General features: G+C 59.3%; 18 protein-coding genes and 1 tRNA gene. 11 read left to right on the top strand and 8 right to left on the bottom strand.

Features of this window, described 5'->3' with window-relative positions; genetic code table 11:
* The 8 genes from JNB88_RS00310 (at nt 1) to JNB88_RS00275 (ending at nt 5,608) form a co-directional block, all read left to right on the top strand.
* Nucleotides 1-474 carry a UPF0262 family protein gene (locus tag JNB88_RS00310; protein WP_220353821.1) on the top strand — a complete coding sequence of 158 codons (474 nt, stop codon included), beginning with the start codon at nt 1-3 and terminating at the stop codon, nt 472-474.
* Between the two features lie 5 nt (nt 475-479).
* A complete protein-coding gene (locus tag JNB88_RS00305; RefSeq protein ID WP_220353820.1) occupies nt 480-956 on the top strand; it encodes an arsenate-mycothiol transferase ArsC in 477 nt (158 codons plus the stop codon).
* 118 nt (nt 957-1,074) lie between these two features.
* Nucleotides 1,075-1,293, top strand: coding sequence for a translation initiation factor IF-1 (infA, locus tag JNB88_RS00300; protein ID WP_003545338.1), 219 nt, complete (start codon nt 1,075-1,077; stop codon nt 1,291-1,293).
* A 52-nt stretch (nt 1,294-1,345) separates the two neighbouring features.
* The gene (locus JNB88_RS00295; RefSeq protein ID WP_037139052.1) at nt 1,346-1,966 is read left to right on the top strand and encodes a Maf-like protein; all 621 of its coding nucleotides are present in this window, start codon (nt 1,346-1,348) and stop codon (nt 1,964-1,966) included.
* Between the two features lie 18 nt (nt 1,967-1,984).
* The gene (gene yacG / locus JNB88_RS00290) at nt 1,985-2,194 is read left to right on the top strand and encodes a DNA gyrase inhibitor YacG (RefSeq protein WP_037139054.1); all 210 of its coding nucleotides are present in this window, start codon (nt 1,985-1,987) and stop codon (nt 2,192-2,194) included.
* A gap of 184 nt (nt 2,195-2,378) precedes the next feature.
* Nucleotides 2,379-2,454, top strand: a tRNA-Phe gene (locus JNB88_RS00285).
* Between the two features lie 581 nt (nt 2,455-3,035).
* Complete coding sequence (locus tag JNB88_RS00280; RefSeq protein ID WP_220353818.1) at nt 3,036-4,118, top strand: glycosyltransferase; 1,083 nt, start codon at nt 3,036-3,038, stop codon at nt 4,116-4,118.
* On the top strand, nt 4,109-5,608 hold the full coding sequence (locus JNB88_RS00275) for an ArnT family glycosyltransferase (RefSeq protein WP_220353816.1): 1,500 nt from the start codon (nt 4,109-4,111) through the stop codon (nt 5,606-5,608). The genes JNB88_RS00280 and JNB88_RS00275 overlap by 10 nt, the downstream gene beginning before the upstream one ends.
* A gap of 3 nt (nt 5,609-5,611) precedes the next feature.
* Here the strand turns inward: JNB88_RS00275 and aspT are convergent, their stop codons facing one another.
* From aspT to JNB88_RS00260, 3 genes are all read right to left on the bottom strand, one after another.
* Complete coding sequence (aspT, locus tag JNB88_RS00270) at nt 5,612-7,303, bottom strand: aspartate-alanine antiporter (RefSeq protein WP_220353815.1); 1,692 nt, start codon at nt 7,301-7,303, stop codon at nt 5,612-5,614.
* 50 nt (nt 7,304-7,353) lie between these two features.
* Complete coding sequence (locus JNB88_RS00265) at nt 7,354-8,979, bottom strand: bifunctional aspartate transaminase/aspartate 4-decarboxylase (RefSeq protein ID WP_220353814.1); 1,626 nt, start codon at nt 8,977-8,979, stop codon at nt 7,354-7,356.
* 226 nt (nt 8,980-9,205) lie between these two features.
* Complete coding sequence (locus tag JNB88_RS00260; protein WP_037139060.1) at nt 9,206-9,439, bottom strand: hypothetical protein; 234 nt, start codon at nt 9,437-9,439, stop codon at nt 9,206-9,208.
* A 229-nt stretch (nt 9,440-9,668) separates the two neighbouring features.
* Between JNB88_RS00260 and JNB88_RS00255 the strand changes: the two genes are divergently transcribed.
* The gene (locus JNB88_RS00255) at nt 9,669-10,073 is read left to right on the top strand and encodes a heme-copper oxidase family protein (protein WP_037139062.1); all 405 of its coding nucleotides are present in this window, start codon (nt 9,669-9,671) and stop codon (nt 10,071-10,073) included.
* A 111-nt stretch (nt 10,074-10,184) separates the two neighbouring features.
* Here JNB88_RS00255 and JNB88_RS00250 read toward each other — a convergent pair whose 3' ends face one another.
* On the bottom strand, nt 10,185-10,391 hold the full coding sequence (locus JNB88_RS00250) for a hypothetical protein (RefSeq protein WP_037139065.1): 207 nt from the start codon (nt 10,389-10,391) through the stop codon (nt 10,185-10,187).
* 237 nt (nt 10,392-10,628) lie between these two features.
* Between JNB88_RS00250 and JNB88_RS00245 the strand changes: the two genes are divergently transcribed.
* Both JNB88_RS00245 and JNB88_RS00240 read left to right on the top strand, forming a co-directional pair.
* Entirely contained in the window at nt 10,629-11,054 is a 426-nt protein-coding gene (locus tag JNB88_RS00245) for an OsmC family protein (protein ID WP_220353813.1), read from the top strand.
* 139 nt (nt 11,055-11,193) lie between these two features.
* Nucleotides 11,194-12,090 carry a DMT family transporter gene (locus JNB88_RS00240; protein WP_220353812.1) on the top strand — a complete coding sequence of 299 codons (897 nt, stop codon included), beginning with the start codon at nt 11,194-11,196 and terminating at the stop codon, nt 12,088-12,090.
* Nucleotides 12,091-12,114: 24 nt separating this feature from the next.
* Here JNB88_RS00240 and JNB88_RS00235 read toward each other — a convergent pair whose 3' ends face one another.
* The 4 genes from JNB88_RS00235 to JNB88_RS00220 all read right to left on the bottom strand — a co-directional run bounded on the left by JNB88_RS00235 (nt 12,115) and on the right by JNB88_RS00220 (nt 17,750).
* On the bottom strand, nt 12,115-13,134 hold the full coding sequence (locus JNB88_RS00235) for a polysaccharide pyruvyl transferase family protein (RefSeq protein WP_220353811.1): 1,020 nt from the start codon (nt 13,132-13,134) through the stop codon (nt 12,115-12,117).
* 41 nt (nt 13,135-13,175) lie between these two features.
* Nucleotides 13,176-14,666 carry a lipopolysaccharide biosynthesis protein gene (locus JNB88_RS00230; RefSeq protein WP_037139074.1) on the bottom strand — a complete coding sequence of 497 codons (1,491 nt, stop codon included), beginning with the start codon at nt 14,664-14,666 and terminating at the stop codon, nt 13,176-13,178.
* Between the two features lie 66 nt (nt 14,667-14,732).
* The gene (locus JNB88_RS00225) at nt 14,733-15,650 is read right to left on the bottom strand and encodes a glycosyltransferase family 2 protein (RefSeq protein ID WP_220353810.1); all 918 of its coding nucleotides are present in this window, start codon (nt 15,648-15,650) and stop codon (nt 14,733-14,735) included.
* Between the two features lie 543 nt (nt 15,651-16,193).
* Complete coding sequence (locus tag JNB88_RS00220; RefSeq protein ID WP_420832155.1) at nt 16,194-17,750, bottom strand: VOC family protein; 1,557 nt, start codon at nt 17,748-17,750, stop codon at nt 16,194-16,196.
* Nucleotides 17,751-17,758 lie beyond the last annotated feature (8 nt).

Here is a 17,758-nt window from a genome sequence, read left to right as displayed (position 1 = left end):
ATGGCAGCGGGCGACTTCCGGCTTTGCGACGTCGTCCTTGACGACACCATCGGCCGAGCGACGCCCGACGTCGAGCACGAGCGCGCGGTTGCCATTTTCGATCTTGTCGAGGAAAACAGCTTTACGCCCGTTGGCCATTCCGGCGGCCCCTATCGGCTGAACATTTCGCTGGTCGATTCCAAGCTGGTTTTCGCGATCACGACCGAGGATGGTGCAGCCGTCGCGACCCACATCCTTTCGCTGACCCCGTTTCGCCGCATCGTGAAGGATTACTTCCTGATCTGCGAAAGCTACTATGAGGCCATCCGCTCCGCCTCGCCAAGTCGCATCGAGGCGATCGATATGGGGCGGCGCGGCATCCACAATGAGGGTTCGCAGACCCTGAGGGACCGGCTGAACGGCAAGATCGAGGTCGATTTCGACACCGCCCGCCGGCTGTTCACGCTGGTCTGCGTGCTCTACTGGCGCGGCTGACGCCGATGGAAGCGCCGGTCGAGCCAGGCGACGGAAAGAGGCCGGGCGCCATTCTGTTCATGTGCGGCATGAACTGCATCCGCTCCCCGATGGCCGAGGTGATTGCCCGCAGCATGCTGCCGGCAAATGTCTACATCAGGTCCGCGGGCGTCCGCGCGGGAGAGCGCGATCCGTTCGTCGATGTTGCGCTGGAAGAGATCGGCCTTTCGCTCGGCCGGCATCATCCGCACACGCTGGAAGAACTCGAGGACGATTACTTCGACCTGATCATCACGCTTTCGCCGCAGGCGCACCATGCGGCGCTGGAGCTGACCCGGTCAAAAGCGATCGAAGTCGTGTATTGGCCGACCATGGATCCGACCGTAGTTCAGGGCACGCGAGAGCAGATTCTGGACAGCTACCGGGAAGTTCGCGATCATCTGACCGAACTGATCGAGAGCCGATTGGTGAGAAGAAACTCCACCGCCGCGCAATCGGCGTGAAACAAATAACAGAAACGCGATCAACGAGGTTCACAAACCTCCGCTGATTGTGTAGTTTCCGCGCAAAATTTGGGGCGGCTATTGCCGCTATCTCAACCGACAGGAAGAAAACCTCTATATGCCTAAAGAAGAAGTCCTTGAATTTCCGGGTATCGTGACCGAGCTTCTGCCGAACGCGACGTTCCGCGTGAAGCTCGAAAACGAACACGAGATCATCGCCCACACGGCCGGCCGCATGCGCAAGAACCGCATCCGCGTTCTGGCGGGCGACAAGGTTCTCGTCGAAATGACCCCCTACGACCTGACCAAGGGCCGCATCACCTATCGTTTCAAGTAGGGTGCTTGAAGGCTCGAAAGGCTTCTCTCCGTCTTCCGGTGGTCGAGGTTCCATGGCGCTGAAATACAAGCTCATTCTGGCTTCCGGCTCGCCCCGCCGCGTCGACCTGCTCAATCAGGCAGGGATTGAGCCATCGCGCCTGATGCCGATGGATATCGACGAGACGCCGAAGAAGTCTGAGCATCCGCGCTCGCTTGCCCGGCGTCTGTCGACGGAAAAAGCCGAGGCAGCGCTTGCCGCCATCAAGGGCGACATGATGTGGAAGGGCAGCTACATCCTGTCCGCCGATACGGTCGTCGCTGTCGGCCGCCGCATTCTGGGCAAGGCCGAGTTTGCGGATGAAGCGTCGGCTTCTCTGCATCTCCTCTCCGGCCGCAGCCACTGGGTCTATACCGGTGTCTGCCTGGTGACACCCGACCGCAAGATCCGCCAGAAGATCGTCGAGACGAAGGTTCGCTTCAAGCGCCTTTCCGGTTTCGAGATTGAGAACTACCTGGCCTCAGGGCAATGGCGTGGCAAGGCCGGCGCCTATGGCATCCAGGGCCTGGCCGGCACATTTGTGCAGAAGATGGTCGGGTCCTACACCAATGTTGTCGGGTTGCCGCTCTATGAAACCATCCTTCTGCTGACCGGCGAAGGCTTTGACGTACATAGCCGGTGGCCCGAGGGCTGATCCTCGAAGGAACCGCTGATGTCTGACGAAAAGAAAATCGCCGCCAAGGTCGAACCGCTGCGTAAGGCGCGGCCGTGCCCGGAATGCGGCAAGCCATCCCATCGCGAACACTATCCGTTCTGCTCGAACCGCTGCCGCGAACTCGACCTTTCGCGCTGGCTCTCCGGCTCGTACGCCATTCCAGTCGCTGACGACGAGACGAAGGCTGACTACAAGGACGAGGAATAGGCTGGATTTTCCACGAGCGAAGCCATTAAATTCGTTGATGAATCCGGAAAATCCAAAGGCTTCTCAAAAAACTGTCATTTGGCGCTTGCCATGTCCGGACAAGATGCTATAACCCCGCTCGCTTCCGGGGCGAACCAAGGCCCCTCGGTTCTTTCTCAGGAAAGAATGTCCACGAAGCGGGTTAGCCCAGATAGCTCAGTTGGTAGAGCAGCGGATTGAAAATCCGCGTGTCGCTGGTTCGATTCCGGCTCTGGGCACCACTTTTCACGAACTGACCGCCGCAAACATTTCTCCCGCTCAGTAGAAGCACTGAAGTATCTGGTGCCTCCAAACCGTGAGCGATGAGTGCCATGGCGCCTGTGTTTTGGCCGAGCAACTCAGCAAACGTCGCTTGCCCACCCGAGCGGGATGCTAATCACCCGGCGCCTTGACGGAATCGGAGCGAGCGCCCCTCAATACCCGCAGCCTCGACCATTGCGGGGTCTGAATCCATCGGCACAGGCCGGATTCGAGGTGTCTCCTCGCGCGTAGTTGGGCGCTGTACCTGTTGCTGCCGGGATGCTCATGCATGACGAAAGAAACACGCTGACGAGTGCTCCGGCCGTAATCATTGTCAGAAGTCTGCTCATTTGAGTTACCTTTGGGACGCGATAAGGCTATTCCCACGGTACAATGCAGTGAGCGGCAGGGAACCTATACATAGGTGTGGCGAACCCAGTGCAAGGGCTAGGCTGGCACCTCGACATGGGTTTGAACGGCTCAAATGATGGCCGCCTATGTCACGCTTGTAGTTTCGTTAACGCTTTGCTACTTCGCAATGATATTTGCCCTGGAGCTCTTGGTGTCGCAGAGAAGCCTTTCTGTTATCGCGCCGACTTATAACGAGTCGGAAAACATTCGCCCCTTCATCGAGAAAGCAAAGGAAGCGCTTTCCCGATTCGACTGGGAGATCATCTTTGTCGATGACAATTCACCGGACGGCACGGCAGAAAAGGCGTTTCATCTTTCAAGGGCGGACCACCGCATTCGGTCGATAACGAGGCTCAGTGACCGTGGGCTCGCCAAATCCAGCATACAGGGCATGCTGTCTGCCAGAGGCGAGCTGCTGTGCGTCATGGATGTGGACGGTCAGCACGATCCCGCAGTTATCCAAGAAATGGTGGAACGGCTGGAGCGCGATGGACTCCACATTGTGAGCGCCGCCCGCAGGCTCGAACGCGATCAGGAAATGGAGGGGCTGTCCCCGCTCAGACAGAAGCTTTCGACCTTCGGAAACTGGCTAAGCGGCATTGTTCTCGGTCGAACGCTTTCCGACCCGCTGACAGGTTTCTTCATCATAAGGCGCGACAGCTTTCTCCAGACCGCGCCCCATTTGGGGGATCCCGGATTCAAGTTGCTCTTGGATATTCTTCATTCCAACAAGGCGTTGAGGCACGGGGAGGTTCCCTTCGATTTTGGCGTGCGGCTGCATGGCCAGTCAAAGCTCGACGTTTATGTCATCTGGAAATTCGTGACGTTTCTTCTGAGCAAGCTGACGGGAGGAATTTTGCCGGTCAGCCTAATATCCTTCCTGCTTGTGGGGGGCTCGGGAATCTTCGTTCATTTTGCGGTTCTCTATGCCGCTCTGTCGTTGATGATTCCGTTCGCGGTCGCTCAGACGGTTGCCACTCTGACCGCCGCCACCGGCAATTTCCTCCTCAACAACCTGCTAACGTTTAGCGACCGCCGCCTGCGGGGGTGGGCGAAACTTTGGGGCTACTTGAAGTTTCTGGTGGTTTCGGCCGTAGGGATTGTTGCGAACGTATCCGCTGCAACACTGACGTATGAGCGCTTGGTTCATGTTGTCTTCGTCGCTACGCTCGCTGGAATCGCTATCGATACGGTTTGGAAGTTTGTGATCGCGAACAGGTTCATATGGAAGTAACTAACACCCGCGCAGGTGCTGGCGACGACCCGGCATCGCCGAGGCCACGAGTCGCGGCTGTTTTGTGGCTCATTGTGGCAATCGCCATCTGCCTCAAATTGCTGCTGGACGTCGTTCAGCAATCATTCTTCCTTGACGGGTTGATCTACGCAAGCATCGCTCGCAACCTTGCCGAGGGTGTTGGAACGTTCTGGGCGCCACAATTCTCCAAGACCCTGTTTCCGGTATTCGCTGAGCACCCACCGCTTATGATGTGGCTGCAATCATTCGCCTTCAGACTGTTTGGCGATACGGTGATCATCGACAAACTTTTCTCTCTGACGACCTTCGCAGCAAGCTTAGCAATCATCGCAATGATCTGGCTCCGCCTGAATGGCGCCGACGCAGAGCTGCGCCGGGGTATTCCGTTCGTGATGGTCTTGACGATCATCGCGGGACGCTTCGCATGGGGCTTCGCAAATGGATTGCTTGAAAACCTGCTGATCGTTTTCACATCTCTTGCAGTCTTCTGCGTTGTGGCGGCCTATGACGGTCAATCGACGGGGCGACGGTTGTGTTTCCTGGTCGCCGCCGGACTGCTGACAGCACTGGCGCTCATGACGAAAGGCCCCGTTGGCCTCTTCCCTCTCGCCGCGCCAGGCATCTATTGGCTGAGCTTCCGGCGCCCGACGCTCGTCGTTGCGCTCGTTGATACGGTCACAATCGGCGCGGTGATCGTTGGTCTATTCGCGGTCATGTGGAGCATGGAGGGGCCCAGAGGAACGATTGAGCGCTACGTATCGGCTCAGATCCTAACAAGTCTCTCCGGCGAGCGAGGGCATAACGGCAGTGGTATCGCAGCCCTGAGAACCTTTGTCAGGGTCAATGCCTATCCGTTGCTCTTGACGGCCGTCGTGTTCTTCATCGGTCGCAGGGCGGCAAGGCCTTTGCAGGACGGCACCCTTCGTCGCGACCGTATGAATCGAATCGTATTCTTCTCGCTGACTGGATTTTCCGCCTCACTTCCGCTTCTTCTCGCTCCGCGCGTATCCAGCTTCTATTTCAATCCATCCCTGCCATATTTTGCTGCGGGCTTAGCGATTGTCTGCACACCAGTCCTGTGGCGCATGCTGAGCGGGCTGCCGGAGCGGCTGTTGCGGAAGACGCAGTGGCTCTTGGCGGGACTGCTCGGGTTGTCGCTGTTCTGGGTCGTTTTCCATCTCGGGCAACCAGGACAATACTCGGTAACAATTGACAATGCTGAGAAGGTTGCCTCAGAGGTTTGTTCCCCGCAGGTTCCGTGTGATGCCATCGTTTCGACGTGCGGCTCCGTTCACGGGGACTGGCTATTTCATGCGTATCTCCAGCGAAATTTTCGGATTTCGCTGGACGATCCAGCCGCTCCGCAACACGATTACCTTCTGGCTAGTGACGACTGCGCACTTGGCATGACTGGATACCGTGAGACCGGGGTTAGCGTAGCCCCCTACCGGCTGCTTAGGCGTGGATAGGCATCAACCCAGCAGCATCACGACTACCATCCCCCAGATCGTCAGCAGCGTGTTGCCGATGGCGTAGGTGACGGTGTAGCCGAGTGCCGGCACTTGGCTCTTGGCGGCATCGGTGATCATGCCGAGGGCTGCGGTGGTGGTGCGGGCGCCGGCGCAGGCGCCGAACAGAATGGCCGGGTCGAACTTGAACAGGTACTTGCCGGTATACATCGCAAGGATCAGCGGGATCGTGGTGGCGACCACACCCCAGAGGAAGAGGCTGATGCCGAGTTCCTTGAGCCCCGCGACAAATCCGGGTCCGGCGCTGATGCCGACGACGGCGATGAAGACGTTCAGCCCGACCGAGTTCATGAACCACACGGTCGAGGACGGGATCCGTCCGAACGTCGGATGCACCGACCGCAGCCAGCCGAAAACGAGCCCCGAGATCAAGGCGCCGCCCGCCGTCGAAAGCGTGAGCGGGACGCCAGCGATATTCAGCACGAGCGCGCCGACGAGCGCACCCAACGCGATTGCGGCGCCGATGAAGGCGACGTCGGCAATGTCAGTGGCGCGGTCAGCGTAGCCGATATGCTTTGTGGCCGCCGCAACGTCCTTCGAGCGGCCCACGAGGGTCAAGATGTCGCCGCGGTGGAGCACGGTATCCGGCAGGATCGGGATGACGACCGCGGTAGCGCCACGAACAATCTTTCGCAGGAAGACACCACGCGCCGCGGGCGACTTGGCAAGATCGGCCAGTGTCTTGCCGTCGACCTCCTTGCTCGTGACGAAGACGTCGACGCCTTCGGCGGGGACATTCTGCAGCTCGGGATCGTTGACCTCCTCGGCCTCGTGGCCAAGCACATCGACAAGCACATCGCGGGGGCCAACCACGGCAACGACATCGCCCGCCTGCAGGACAGTATCGGCTGTGGCCTCCTGGATGACACCGTCTCGGCGGATGCGCTCTATGAACACCCGGGCGTGTGGCAGAAGAGCCTCGGCCTTCGCCGCCGTCAGGCCCGCCGCAGGCCCGTTGGGCTTGATCCTGTAAGCCCTGAGCTCGAAGCGGTGCCACGCCGAACCCGCGCCGCCGAATTCGGCCGCGGCGCTGTGGCGAGTTTCATAGTCCTTGCAGGCAGCGGCGAGGTCGATGCCGAGGAGCCTTGGTCCGACGAGGGCAAGGATGACGGCCGAGCCCGCCGTGCCGAAAATATAGGTGACCGCATAGGCAATGGGCATCGCATTGAGCATTGCGGTGGCCTGCTCGGGTGGCAGCCCGAGGCGGTTTATCGCGTCCGTCGCAAGGCCCATCGAGGCTGAGATCGTCTGAGAGCCGGCGTAAAGGCCTGCGGCGGAGCCGACATCGTAGCCCGCGATCATCGCAAGGATCACCGGAACCGCGAGGCAGTAGATGCAGACGATCACCGAAAAGGCGGCCTGCGGCAGGCCGTCGGTGGCGATGCCGCGCACGAACTGCGGGCCGACGCTGTATCCTACCGCAAACAGGAACATGAGAAAGAAGACCGATTTGACGTTCGGTGACACGGTTATGCCGAGCTGACCGATGATGACGGCAGCAAGCAAGGTCGAGGTGACCGCACCCAGCCCGAGGCCCTTGTAGGTGAACTTGCCGACAAAGTAGCCGATTGCAAGCGAGAGAAAGATGGCGATCTCGGGATATTTTCGGAGCGTTTCGGCGAACCATTCGAACATGACGGCGTGATCTCCTGACTGGATCTAGGCGGCAGAGTGCGCGTCTCCTGCTAGGGTTGAGCAGGTTCCCCCTTGGCCGCCCGGTAGGCTTGCAGATAGCCGCGCGCAACAGCTCTTATCGCGCGTCCGATGGAATCGTAGGCATCGTCGGGCAGGTTGGCGAACGACACGCGCACCGACCAGTTCGGCGCATCGAAGCCGGATCCGTTCAGAACCACGATGCCGTGATCCTCCGCGAGCTTGAAGGCGATATCTAGCGGGTGGACGTTCTGCTTGACCCAGTCGGTCACCTCGTCGCCGATATATTTCCGCGCCCAGAACTCATAGTCGATGATGCCGTAATATCGGTCGAAGTAGGGGCGGGGCTGGAATTCGATCCCCATGCCGTTCATCAACTTGTCGAAGCGCCGCTGGCAGATCGCCATGCAGGCCTTCTGATAGATCTTCTCGTCATCAAGCATCTCGACGAGGCCGAACAGCGACATCATCACCTGCTGTGGCAGGGACAGCCCGGCGGTATGGTTCAATGCGACATCGCGGCTGTCTGCAACGATACGATCGATGAACTTGATGTCGCGCGGCTTCGGGGTGAGTGCCTTGTAGCGGGCGTCCATCAGCTTTTGCGCAGATTCCGGCAGGGCGCGGATCATCTTGTCGAATATGTTGTCCTGGGCGACCGCGATGACGCCGAGACGCCAGCCGGTGCAGCCGAAATACTTGGAGTAGGAGTAGACGCCGATCGTGTTGTGCGGCAGGTGGCCCATCACCGACTCGAAATTCGGCACGAAGGTGCCGTAGACGTCATCGGTCAGGATCATCAGGTCCGGACGCTTCGTATTCACGAACTTCACCAGACGGTCCATCGTTTCGGGATCGAGCGCAACGGCCGACGGATTTCCGGGGTTGACGATAAACAGCGCCTTGACCGACTTGTCCTCGAGCGGTTTCAGATCCTCATCGGTGAGCTGAAAACGGTCCTCGGCCTCGGCTGAAACATGGATCTGCTTCAGCGCGTAATCCTCGAGGTGAGGCATTTCGAGGTAGGGGGTGAAGATCGGCGTCGCGAGCGCGATCGTATCGCCGGAATTCAGTAGCCGGGCATTTTTCAGCGCCTTGAAAATGTAGCACATGGCCGCGGTGCCGCCCTCGACGGGGTAGAGGTCGAATTTCGCGGTCGGGCGATTGCCGGAGCACATGGCCCACATCAGGTATTCGTGCGTGATCGCCTCGTTGTGCACGAGGGCGCGGTCGGGCACGGGGTAGTGGTCGCCGATGATCGAGTCCGTCAGTTCATTGACAAATTTGTCAGGTTCGAAGGCGAATTTCTTGATCGCGAAGTCGACGACGGCCTCGAGGGTCTCTGCTCCGGGTGTGTCCGGATCGCCCTTGCGCTTCTGGAGCCACGCTTTCAGGCGGCTATGGCAACCGTCGGTCGGAGGCATGCCCGCCAGCCCGGCGGCTTCGTCATAAGAAACTCGCTTGGCTTCGGTCAGTGCGAACTGTCCGAGCAGGAAGAAGGCCTCACGCGCTTTCGTCGCAATCCAGTTGGGATTTCCTCTGCCGGCATTCAGATATACGCGCCCCGCCTTGTCGGCTTGTGCCAGGCGGATGAGCTCGTCCTTGATCTCGAATGGGCTGAGGTCTTCGAATTTAGCGTAGATACCTGCATCTGCCATGACCGTTCTCCCGCATCAGAGGCAACTGCAGCCAAGAAACTGGCGATGCTGCCGCGCTCGCTTCTTTCTGGAATTGCGGGATGATCAGTCCGGAGCTTACAATATGGAAGTAAGTTACAGCTTTGGGTAGCGTAGCATACGGTATGTTACGAGCGGCACCACCGGAGTTGGTACATTTGTTGCCCACCTCTGCCACAGGATGCGCCTTCGGCGAGCTGGAAGCTCCTCATGCCATGCGTCGCAACACATCCAGCAGCGTTTGAGCGTCGTCATTGGCGGCGAAGCGTCGAAGACTGTCGTCCGCAAGCATGATGATGGCCTCGAGCGCTTCCTGCTCGTCCCATCCTGCCTGAACAGACGCCGCGACGAGGTCGCGGAATGCAAACTGCAGGGCGTCCTGGCAGCGGATGTCCCGATCAGGATCGTCGCTGGCGACGAAAGGTTTGTAGATGTCTCTCATCCCGCTTCTCCGATGTGAAGAGGCCGGAGAATAGGCGAAATGAAATTAAGAAAATGCTTATAAAAGTGCCATGCTGAACCGCCGTGCGGAGGCATCGGAGTTCTATGTTGCAGCCCGTATCTTTCCGACAGTAATATTTCGGTTGTTTAATGTATAAACCATGATGCTCGATCATTCTCTTTTGTACGGTCGAGTGATAATGCTTTCGTTGAAAACGGAGGGGAAAACTATGCCACGCATTGCGCAGCTATACTTCAAAACTGCCGTATTGTTTCTGATTGTCGGCATCGTCATGGGGTTAAACATGGCGATCTCGCAGGATCACAGCGTTATTGGCGCTCATGCGCACTGTAATCTCTTGGGTTGGGTAAGCATGGCCATTTTTGGCGGTTACCATGCTCTCAACCCGCAGAAGGCCGAGAAGCGCCTCGCAATCATCCAGTACTATGTATACACCGTCGGCCTGGTGCTTCTGGTCCCGTCGCTCTACTTGATGCTGCAGGGGAATGTGGCAGTAGAGCCGATTGTCGGGATTTCATCCTTTATCGTCTTCGCCGGTGTGTTGCTCTTCGCTTTTATCGTCTTCTCGAGCGAAAAGGTCGTGGTCGCACCGCCAGCGCCGTCATACCGCTGATGTCATTTCAAGTGGTCCGGCGGGGGCCATCGTCCTGCCGGACTGCGTCAACCCGGACCCGCGTCCGCGCGTGTCCCGAACCTTTGCCTGCGTTTGCAATAACAGGGCAGGTTAGTGGATGATCTGTATCCGGATCTGCTCCTTGGCCGCATACGTGTGACAATCGCTGGCCGCATCGCCGACGAAGATCACGTCGCCATCTGAATCGAAAAGACCCCAGCAAGGCTCGTCGTCGACGTAAACCTTCCTGACATAGCCGAAGGGCTCGCCATCGATGATAACGCTGGGTGCAACAGGAACAGCCGCAAGTGCTCGCATGGATAACTCCAATGAGTCGTTTCTGTTTTAGTGCAGCCTTATATTGCCCCTTCAACCTGACCTGGGGCTATCCTCAGAAATCGCGATGGGTATTTGAGGTTGACGGGTGGCAAAACGCCTCGCGCCCGAATCATCTGCTGCACCGCGCTCCTGCGTCGCGATGGGGTCCGATGCGCGTTGCCGAGGGTCGTCGAAATGACTATCTAGGATAGACAATTATCACCAAAGGATTTTTCCATGGCCGATCTCAAGGCTCGTCCCCGTCCCGTTGGCGCAACCGCTGTTCTAGGCCGCACCGGTTTCCCCCACGTCACCTCGGCCACCAAGGGTGAGCTCGATATCGTCACCGGTGCCTCGCAGCCGGGCTTCAATCCGCTCGATCTCCTCTATGCGTCGTTGTCCGCTTGCCTCGTCCTCAGTGCGCGTATCGCCGCAAGCCAGATGGGCGTTCTCGATCGGATCACCGAGATCACTGCCGACGTCACGGGTAAGAAGGCAGGCGAGGGTCCGTCGCGGGTCGAGACGTTCAACATTGTCTTTTCGATCAAGGGCGACCTTGATGAGGAAACGCGCCTGAAGATCGCGCATTCGGCGGAAGAGATCTGCACGGTCAGCAACACCATCCGCGGCACACCGGAATTTTCGACCGTCATCTCTGGTTGATCGGTTGGAATTACCAGCGGACTATAGTCCGGCGCTTTTGCCTGGTCTTGTCGCTTCCCGGCTATCCCTCCAGCGTCGCTTCTGGTAGGTCCGGTGCTCGCGCCGCCAGTCCTGAGGCGGTCAGAAAGCATCGAGAAACATGTCGCAGACCGCTTCCACTGTCGTCGAAACGCCCGCCTCAAGCCGATTTGCCCTTGCCGCCCTGATCCTCGGCGGTGCGGCTATCGGCGGCTCACCGATCTTCGTTCGTCTGTCGGAAGTGGGGCCCATGGCCACCGCCTTCTGGCGGGTGGCTCTTGCGCTGATACCGATCTTCGCCTTCTCGCTTGCCAAGGGCAGGGATGTTGGTCCAAAGCCGCAAAGGTTCTCGGACTACGCCTTGCTGATCCTGCCCGGCGTCCTCCTCGCCATAGACCTTGCCGCCTGGCATCTCTCTATCACCATGACATCGGTGGCCAATGCAACGCTGCTTGCCAATCTCGCCCCTGTCTTTGTCACGATCATCGGGCTTCTGTTTTTCGGCGCCGTGGTCACCCGCGTCTTCGTTCTCGGCCTGGCGCTGGCCATCGCCGGCGTGGTCATCCTGAAGGGCGGCCCGGCGGCGCTCGGCAATGGCGATCTCAGCGGCGACGGCGTGGCCGTCATCGCGGCCGTGTTCTATGCCGGTTACATCCTGGCGATCGGCAAGCTGCGCAGCCGCTTCGATACGATCCGGATCATGCTCTGGAGCACGGCGTCGGCAGCGGTTTGCATCTTCCCGCTCGGTTTATTCTACGAAGGCCACATGCTGCCGGCAACGGCCTATGGCTGGGCGATCGTTTTCGGCCTTGCCTTTGTCAGTCATGCAGGCGGACAGGTTGCCATCGCCTACGCGCTTGCCTATCTGCCGGCGGCATTTTCGTCGCTGACGCTGCTGCTGCAGCCTGTCGTGGCGGCGCTCCTCGCCTGGATCTTGCTCAGCGAACCGATCGGCCCGATGCAGGCGATCGGCGGCGTGGTGGTGCTCGCCGGGATCCTGGTCGCCCGGCGAGGCTGAGGGGGAGCCCCCTTCAGGGTTAAGTCAGGCGGCAGCCGCCGTCGCGACCCTGCGAGCGTCGAGGATGGCAAGCGCCTCATCTACCGTTGCCGCAAGCTCGGCCTTGTCGCTGTTGCAGGTTCCCCACGCTTCGATGAAGCTGCTTGTCTTGCCGTAGCTGTTGTCGAGAACACAATGATCGGCGCCGAGCAGCACGCACATGATATGGCCGTGCATACGGTCGGTGATCACCTGGCGCCCCGAGCTCAAGAGAGCGACGCCGCGATCGAAGCGCTGCTGTGCCCGTTCACGGTAGGCAAGTTCCGTCATCCGCGCGCGACCGCCGATGCGCCCCGTTAGCAGGCCCTTTAGGATGGCGGCGCGCTTCGTCTGGCGCTGGAAGTCCTCCGGCTCATCAGGCCAATCCGATTTCACCGTGCCGGGCCGCAACGTCGCGGCCGTCAGGTCCTGTGCTGCGCCGACTTCCTGGTCTTCACGCAGATTGAGCAACAGTTCGTGCTGCGGCGCCGGTCGGGCGACCGGGCCGATGCAGAACGCCATATCGGGGCAAAGGCGGGTTTCGCACTGGAACCAGCGCTGGGCGAACTCCAGGCTTCGCTGGTCACGCACGAGCAGCGTGAACTGGCCGTGGCGCTCGATCGCGCGTGCGGTGCTCTCGACGTTTGCCTGTTCCTTGAAGTGGATAGTCTGCGGCATCTGCACGATCGGGCGGCCCTTGTGCTTGTCGAGCAGGCCTTCGCGGAACTGCCGGTAGCCGGCCCAGATGTCACCGAAATTGCCGCCGCCGTGCAGGAAGATACGGCCATTGCCGATCGCGCCGAGCATCCGGCCCTCGTCGTAGGTCGGGATCTCGGTCACATAGGATGGACGCGTGCGCTTCTTGTCGAAATAGGCGAGCTCGCCGAGCCAGATCGCGCTGTCGCCGATATTGTAGTGATTGGGAAAATCGAGGAGAGCGAAGCGCTCGGATGGATCAAAGAGATCGGAAAGGCAATTGGCGATCACGCCCTGAAGGCGGTTGATGATCGTAATATTGGATTCCATGAAATGCTCCTTGTTTACGGACAAGTGGTCCATGCAAGCTGTCAGGCTTCGGCCCGCTTGCGGAATGGGTTGAGGGACATGGCGAGCGCAATGTAAGGACGGATGACCGAGCGGCCGAAGATCGGCAGGAAAGCAAGGTAAATCGCGCCGCCAAGGCCGATGCTGAGGCCAAGCGCCAGCCAGCGGCTTTGGACATGTGCCACGATGACGGGATGTGCGAACCAGACGCAGACGGCCATGAGGACCGCGCCGCAGAAGGGCAGGCCGACGGCCTTCAGCGTGCTCTTTGCGTCGATATGGGCATATCGCGCCAGGACATACTGCTGATAGGGCATCGTCAGCCAGGCGCGCAGCGTATAGCCGGCCGCGACAGCGACGACGCCGTAAGGGACGAGTAGCCAAGTGAGGATTAGCGTCGTTACCAACTGGAGGGCTGCGACTGAAAGGATCGATTCAGCCCGGTTGACGGCTGACAGCGCCGACGAGGCAAAGAAGTTCATGACGAAGGGAACCGCCATCAGCACGAGCACGGTGGCGATGTCGCCGGCATTGCCCCACTTGTCGCCGAAGAGCAGGGCGATCATGTCGTTGGACAGAGCGCCGAAGCCGAGCAGCAACGGGATGGTTCCAAGCGCGGCGGCGCCCACAATCTTGTTGTAAGCATTGCGGAAGGCGGTGTGATCGTTCTGCAGGCGCGAGAGCGTGACCAGCGAGACGCTGCCGATCGGCGCAAGCACGGCCTGTCCGATCAATTCGATCAGCCGCCAGGCGATGCGATAACGGCCGACCTCGACCGGACCGAACCAGCGCGAAATGAAGATATCCTGCACGCGGGCAAGCAGCATCCACATCAACTGGGTCACGACGAGGCTGATGCTGAAGAGAAAGACGGAGCGGAACATCGTGACGTTGAACCGGAACTTCGGCATCCACGGATAGTAGAACCAACCGAGGAGCACGGTCACGGCAGCGTTGACCGCCGTTTGTGCAACGAGCGCCCAGACGCCCCAGCCGAGAAAAGCGCAGACGACAGCCGTGATGCCGGAGAGCAGGCTCGCGGCGATTGCTTGTCCGGCGAGGCTCTTGTGGCCGAATTCACGCGCAAGCCGGGCGTTGTGAATGACCGCCAGCGAAGAAATCGGAAGCAGCGGCGCCAGCCAACGAAGAATGCCCGATACCGATGGATCGCGAACCAGGTCGCCGTAGTAGGGCGCAAAGAAAAATACCAGGGAGGCGACAATGGCGCTGAAAGCGATGGTGGCCCAGAAAGCTGTATCGGCCAACTCTTCGTCGAGATCGAGCTGGCGCGTGACGGCATCGCCGAGGCCCGCATAGGCAAGCACACGGCCGATTTCCACGAACAGGCTTGCAAGCGCGAAGGTGCCGAAGTCGCCAGGCCCGAGAATGCGCGCAAGGATGACGAAGATCACGAAGGTTGCGATCGTACTCCACGCAACGCGGACGACCGACCATAGGACGGAAAGCGCGGTCTTCTTCTTCAGTTCGGCATGGGCAACTGCCGTATCGGGCATACATTATCCAATCGAATTCGGCTCGCGATGGCTCGCGTTGATACTATCGGCGGCGGGGCGGCTGCCTCAGGCGGGTTGCTTTGCCTTCGGAGCCCGCCAATAGGCGAGCATGCCGGTGAAGTTGTCGCGAAGCTGGCTCCGGTATGTCAGGCCAAGATCTTCGTTGAGCTTGCGGCGACCCATGGCTTCCATGACTGCCTGGCGGATTTCCCAGCGAAGCATGCCGCGCATGTTCGAACGGCGATCGAAGAGATATTTGGCGTACAGCGCTCCGTTGCCGAAGGCGTAGCCGGTCTGCAAGCGCTTGATATCGGCGAGTTCGCGTCGACCGTGGAAGTGCTTGACGGCAAAATCCGGCAGATATTCGACATGCACGCCGGCATTGAACGCGCGGTGCACATAATCGGTGTCTTCACCGGAACGGAATGGCGATCCGGCTCCGAAGCGGGTGTCGAAAAGGCCGATCTTTTCTACGAGCGCATAGGGAAAGGCCATGTTGGCGCCATGAATGAAGCCACCGGCGTGCAGCTCACTGGTGAGGGTGGCCGGTTCCATCTCCGGCTTGATCGTCACAGGCAGATCCCGTGCGTCGCCAAGCTCGATCCGGCCGCCGCGCATCACCATCTCCGTGTCCGAGCTGAACAGCGCGGCAAGCGTGCTGAAATAATCCGGGAAGATTTCGCAGTCGTCGTCGGTGAAGGCGAGAATGCGGCCTCTCGCCGCGTTCAGTCCCGTATTGCGGGCGACTGCAAGGCCGGGCTTCGCCTCATAGATCAGGTTGGTCTTGATCGGAGCGGTCGACGCCCACTGGCGCACGACCTCGGATGTCTCGTCCGTGGACCCATTGTCCACAAAGACTAGCTCCAGTCTCAGATAATCCGCCTGGCGGGCGGCATTAGAGACGGCATCCAGGCAGTTCGTCAGTCCATAGGCCCGATTTCTCGATGAGATAATCAGGCTGATGTCCACGGGCCGAGGAGGCATTCAATTTCCCCTTCTGCGATCGATGTCAAAGCGAGGATAGGGCTGAGATCCCGCTTCGGCAAGGAGCATTTTTGCGCTGCAGCAAAATAGAACAGTCGGAGGAGTTCGCAGACGAATGTGGTAATTTCTTGCCAAAAGTTAATAGTAAATTCAATGCGAAATATAAACAGTAATAAATATCCTGATCTTCAGAAAATCTAATATAAAAGATATTCACATATTGGACAGATAAACTAACGGCACATAGTTTTATGTTTTAATATCGATTAACGTGAAGAAGTTAAACTTCATATTTCGGATTTTATTTGGCTGCAAGTGTACGAAACATGCATTGCGTCGCGAAGCAAAGTCAATCCGAAGTAAGGGGCAGTTGAGGTTGTTTTACGTCTAGAAACGAGGAGTGAAGCTGCAAGGTTTCGAGGGCGGTGACGCAGATCACGACGGTTGCGACAAAAGGTTATTCCACTTCATCGTGCATGCCGCATGGAGATTGACGCGACATGCAGAGGCTCGGAAAGGTACTGTCTTGGAGTTGAGTGACGCTTAGCGCTTTTTCTGCGATAGCCACTTCTGGATAATCGGAACGTCCGCGTCGCCGAGATCATGCCCGCCGGCAATGATATCCGAATCAACGGCCGCGCCCGACTGTTTCAAACGCGTCTCAAGCTCGCTCGCATATCGTCCGTAGGCGTCCGTCTTGCCGCTGATCACAAGCAGGTCCGTGCCCTTGAGATCAGCTTCGGGGAATGTCTTCAGCACCGGCATCGAGCGCAGCAGGACCGCTCTGTGCACGAGATTCGGATGCAGGTAGAGCAGCGAATTGAGCAGATTTGCGCCGTTGGAGTAGCCGACATAGACGATCTTCTTCGGGTCCAGCCCGTATGACTTAACCGCACCCTCGATGAAGGCGGCAAAGGCCTCGGCCTCGTTCCTGATGTCGTCCTGGTCGAAGGAGAACGGCGTGATTCGCTTGTACCAGCGGGGAATGCCTTCCTCGGTCGCTCGTCCTCGCACGCCAAGCAGCGTGGCGCGAGGGGCAACCTGGTGCAAGAGCGGCATCATCGTCGTCTCGTTTCCGCCGGAGCCGTGCAACAGGACGAAGACGTTACCGTCAGGGTCGGGCGGGGTATAGAAACGGTGCACGAACGGCAGGTCGCGATAGTTGATTCGGGGCTCACCGGGCATGGAGAACTGTGGAAGCACGACCTTTAGATCCTTGAGATCGGTGATCGGATCCTTGGGCACGAAGAGCTTGGTGCCAAGCGTCGCCTGTGGCTCGTCAACGGTCATGCCGGGCTTGTCGGTCGCCAGTTCGATCAGCGTGCCACCCGGTTCGCGGGCATAGAGCGACTCGAAATACTTCCGATCGTGCAGGTTCGTTGCCGACGCGCCGCTCTCCTTCAGTGCATCATGCACCTTGTGGAGTTGCTCTTCGCTGGTAGCACGGAAGGCGACGTGATCGGCCGTCCCGGTGCCCGGCGCACCGGACCAGAAGCCCAGAGCGTTCCTGATGTCGACAATATCTCCCGACTCCGACACGAGCCGGTCGATGTTGCCGCGATTGGTCTGGAACCTATAGCCGAAATGGCGCTCGACGAAGTCCCGGCTCTCCGCCGGCTTCTCCGTCAGCATGGTAACGCCGCGGACGCGCTGAACCGCATGCTCGATCGGCACGCCGGCGCCATCCCAAGCCGCCGGCGAGACGAGATCGCGGGTGCCTGCAAGCTTGACGATGATGTTGTCCGGATCCTTCAATCTCAAAACCGGTTCGCCGAACTCATCGGCCGGGCCTTCCGAGCGAAGTCCGAAACTCATGCAGCGCGTCAGCCAGTAGCCGATGCTGGCTGGATCGATCGCCAGCGACAGTTCGCCGATCTGGCCATGACCGACGCGTCCCGGAGAACCGTCCTCCCACACAAGGAAGGTGACCAATGAGCCGGGGCTGCCGGCAGCGTCGCCGTAAAACAGGTGAAGTTGCGTAGCGTCCTCGAAGCCGGCGGTCTGCTTGACCAGCCGCATGCCGAGAAACCCCGCGTAGAAATCCACGTTCGCCTGTACCTTTCGGGTGATGAGGGTGACGTGATGTATGCCAGATACCATTGTGTGCA

This window comes from Rhizobium cauense (assembly GCF_019511525.1).
GTDB lineage: Bacteria > Pseudomonadota > Alphaproteobacteria > Rhizobiales > Rhizobiaceae > Rhizobium > Rhizobium cauense.
The sequence above is the reverse complement of the archived record's forward strand: the minus strand, read 5'-3'. Positions and strand labels throughout refer to the sequence as shown.

What these genes read in the sequence shown, in the direction of transcription:
- JNB88_RS00235 (WP_220353811.1), bottom strand. Translation starts at nt 13,134, where the DNA reads ATGGAATCCAATATTACGATCATCAACCGCCTTCAGGGCGTGATCGCC.
- JNB88_RS00230 (WP_037139074.1), bottom strand. Translation starts at nt 14,666, where the DNA reads ATGCCCGATACGGCAGTTGCCCATGCCGAACTGAAGAAGAAGACCGCG.
- aspT (WP_220353815.1), bottom strand. Translation starts at nt 7,303, where the DNA reads ATGTTCGAATGGTTCGCCGAAACGCTCCGAAAATATCCCGAGATCGCC.
- JNB88_RS00260 (WP_037139060.1), bottom strand. Translation starts at nt 9,439, where the DNA reads ATGAGAGACATCTACAAACCTTTCGTCGCCAGCGACGATCCTGATCGG.
- JNB88_RS00225 (WP_220353810.1), bottom strand. Translation starts at nt 15,650, where the DNA reads ATGCCTCCTCGGCCCGTGGACATCAGCCTGATTATCTCATCGAGAAAT.
- JNB88_RS00275 (WP_220353816.1), top strand. Translation starts at nt 4,109, where the DNA reads ATGGAAGTAACTAACACCCGCGCAGGTGCTGGCGACGACCCGGCATCG.
- JNB88_RS00295 (WP_037139052.1), top strand. Translation starts at nt 1,346, where the DNA reads ATGGCGCTGAAATACAAGCTCATTCTGGCTTCCGGCTCGCCCCGCCGC.
- JNB88_RS00265 (WP_220353814.1), bottom strand. Translation starts at nt 8,979, where the DNA reads ATGGCAGATGCAGGTATCTACGCTAAATTCGAAGACCTCAGCCCATTC.
- infA (WP_003545338.1), top strand. Translation starts at nt 1,075, where the DNA reads ATGCCTAAAGAAGAAGTCCTTGAATTTCCGGGTATCGTGACCGAGCTT.
- JNB88_RS00240 (WP_220353812.1), top strand. Translation starts at nt 11,194, where the DNA reads ATGTCGCAGACCGCTTCCACTGTCGTCGAAACGCCCGCCTCAAGCCGA.
- JNB88_RS00255 (WP_037139062.1), top strand. Translation starts at nt 9,669, where the DNA reads ATGCCACGCATTGCGCAGCTATACTTCAAAACTGCCGTATTGTTTCTG.
- JNB88_RS00220 (WP_420832155.1), bottom strand. Translation starts at nt 17,750, where the DNA reads ATGGTATCTGGCATACATCACGTCACCCTCATCACCCGAAAGGTACAG.
- yacG (WP_037139054.1), top strand. Translation starts at nt 1,985, where the DNA reads ATGTCTGACGAAAAGAAAATCGCCGCCAAGGTCGAACCGCTGCGTAAG.
- JNB88_RS00245 (WP_220353813.1), top strand. Translation starts at nt 10,629, where the DNA reads ATGGCCGATCTCAAGGCTCGTCCCCGTCCCGTTGGCGCAACCGCTGTT.
- JNB88_RS00310 (WP_220353821.1), top strand. Translation starts at nt 1, where the DNA reads ATGGCAGCGGGCGACTTCCGGCTTTGCGACGTCGTCCTTGACGACACC.
- JNB88_RS00250 (WP_037139065.1), bottom strand. Translation starts at nt 10,391, where the DNA reads ATGCGAGCACTTGCGGCTGTTCCTGTTGCACCCAGCGTTATCATCGAT.
- JNB88_RS00305 (WP_220353820.1), top strand. Translation starts at nt 480, where the DNA reads ATGGAAGCGCCGGTCGAGCCAGGCGACGGAAAGAGGCCGGGCGCCATT.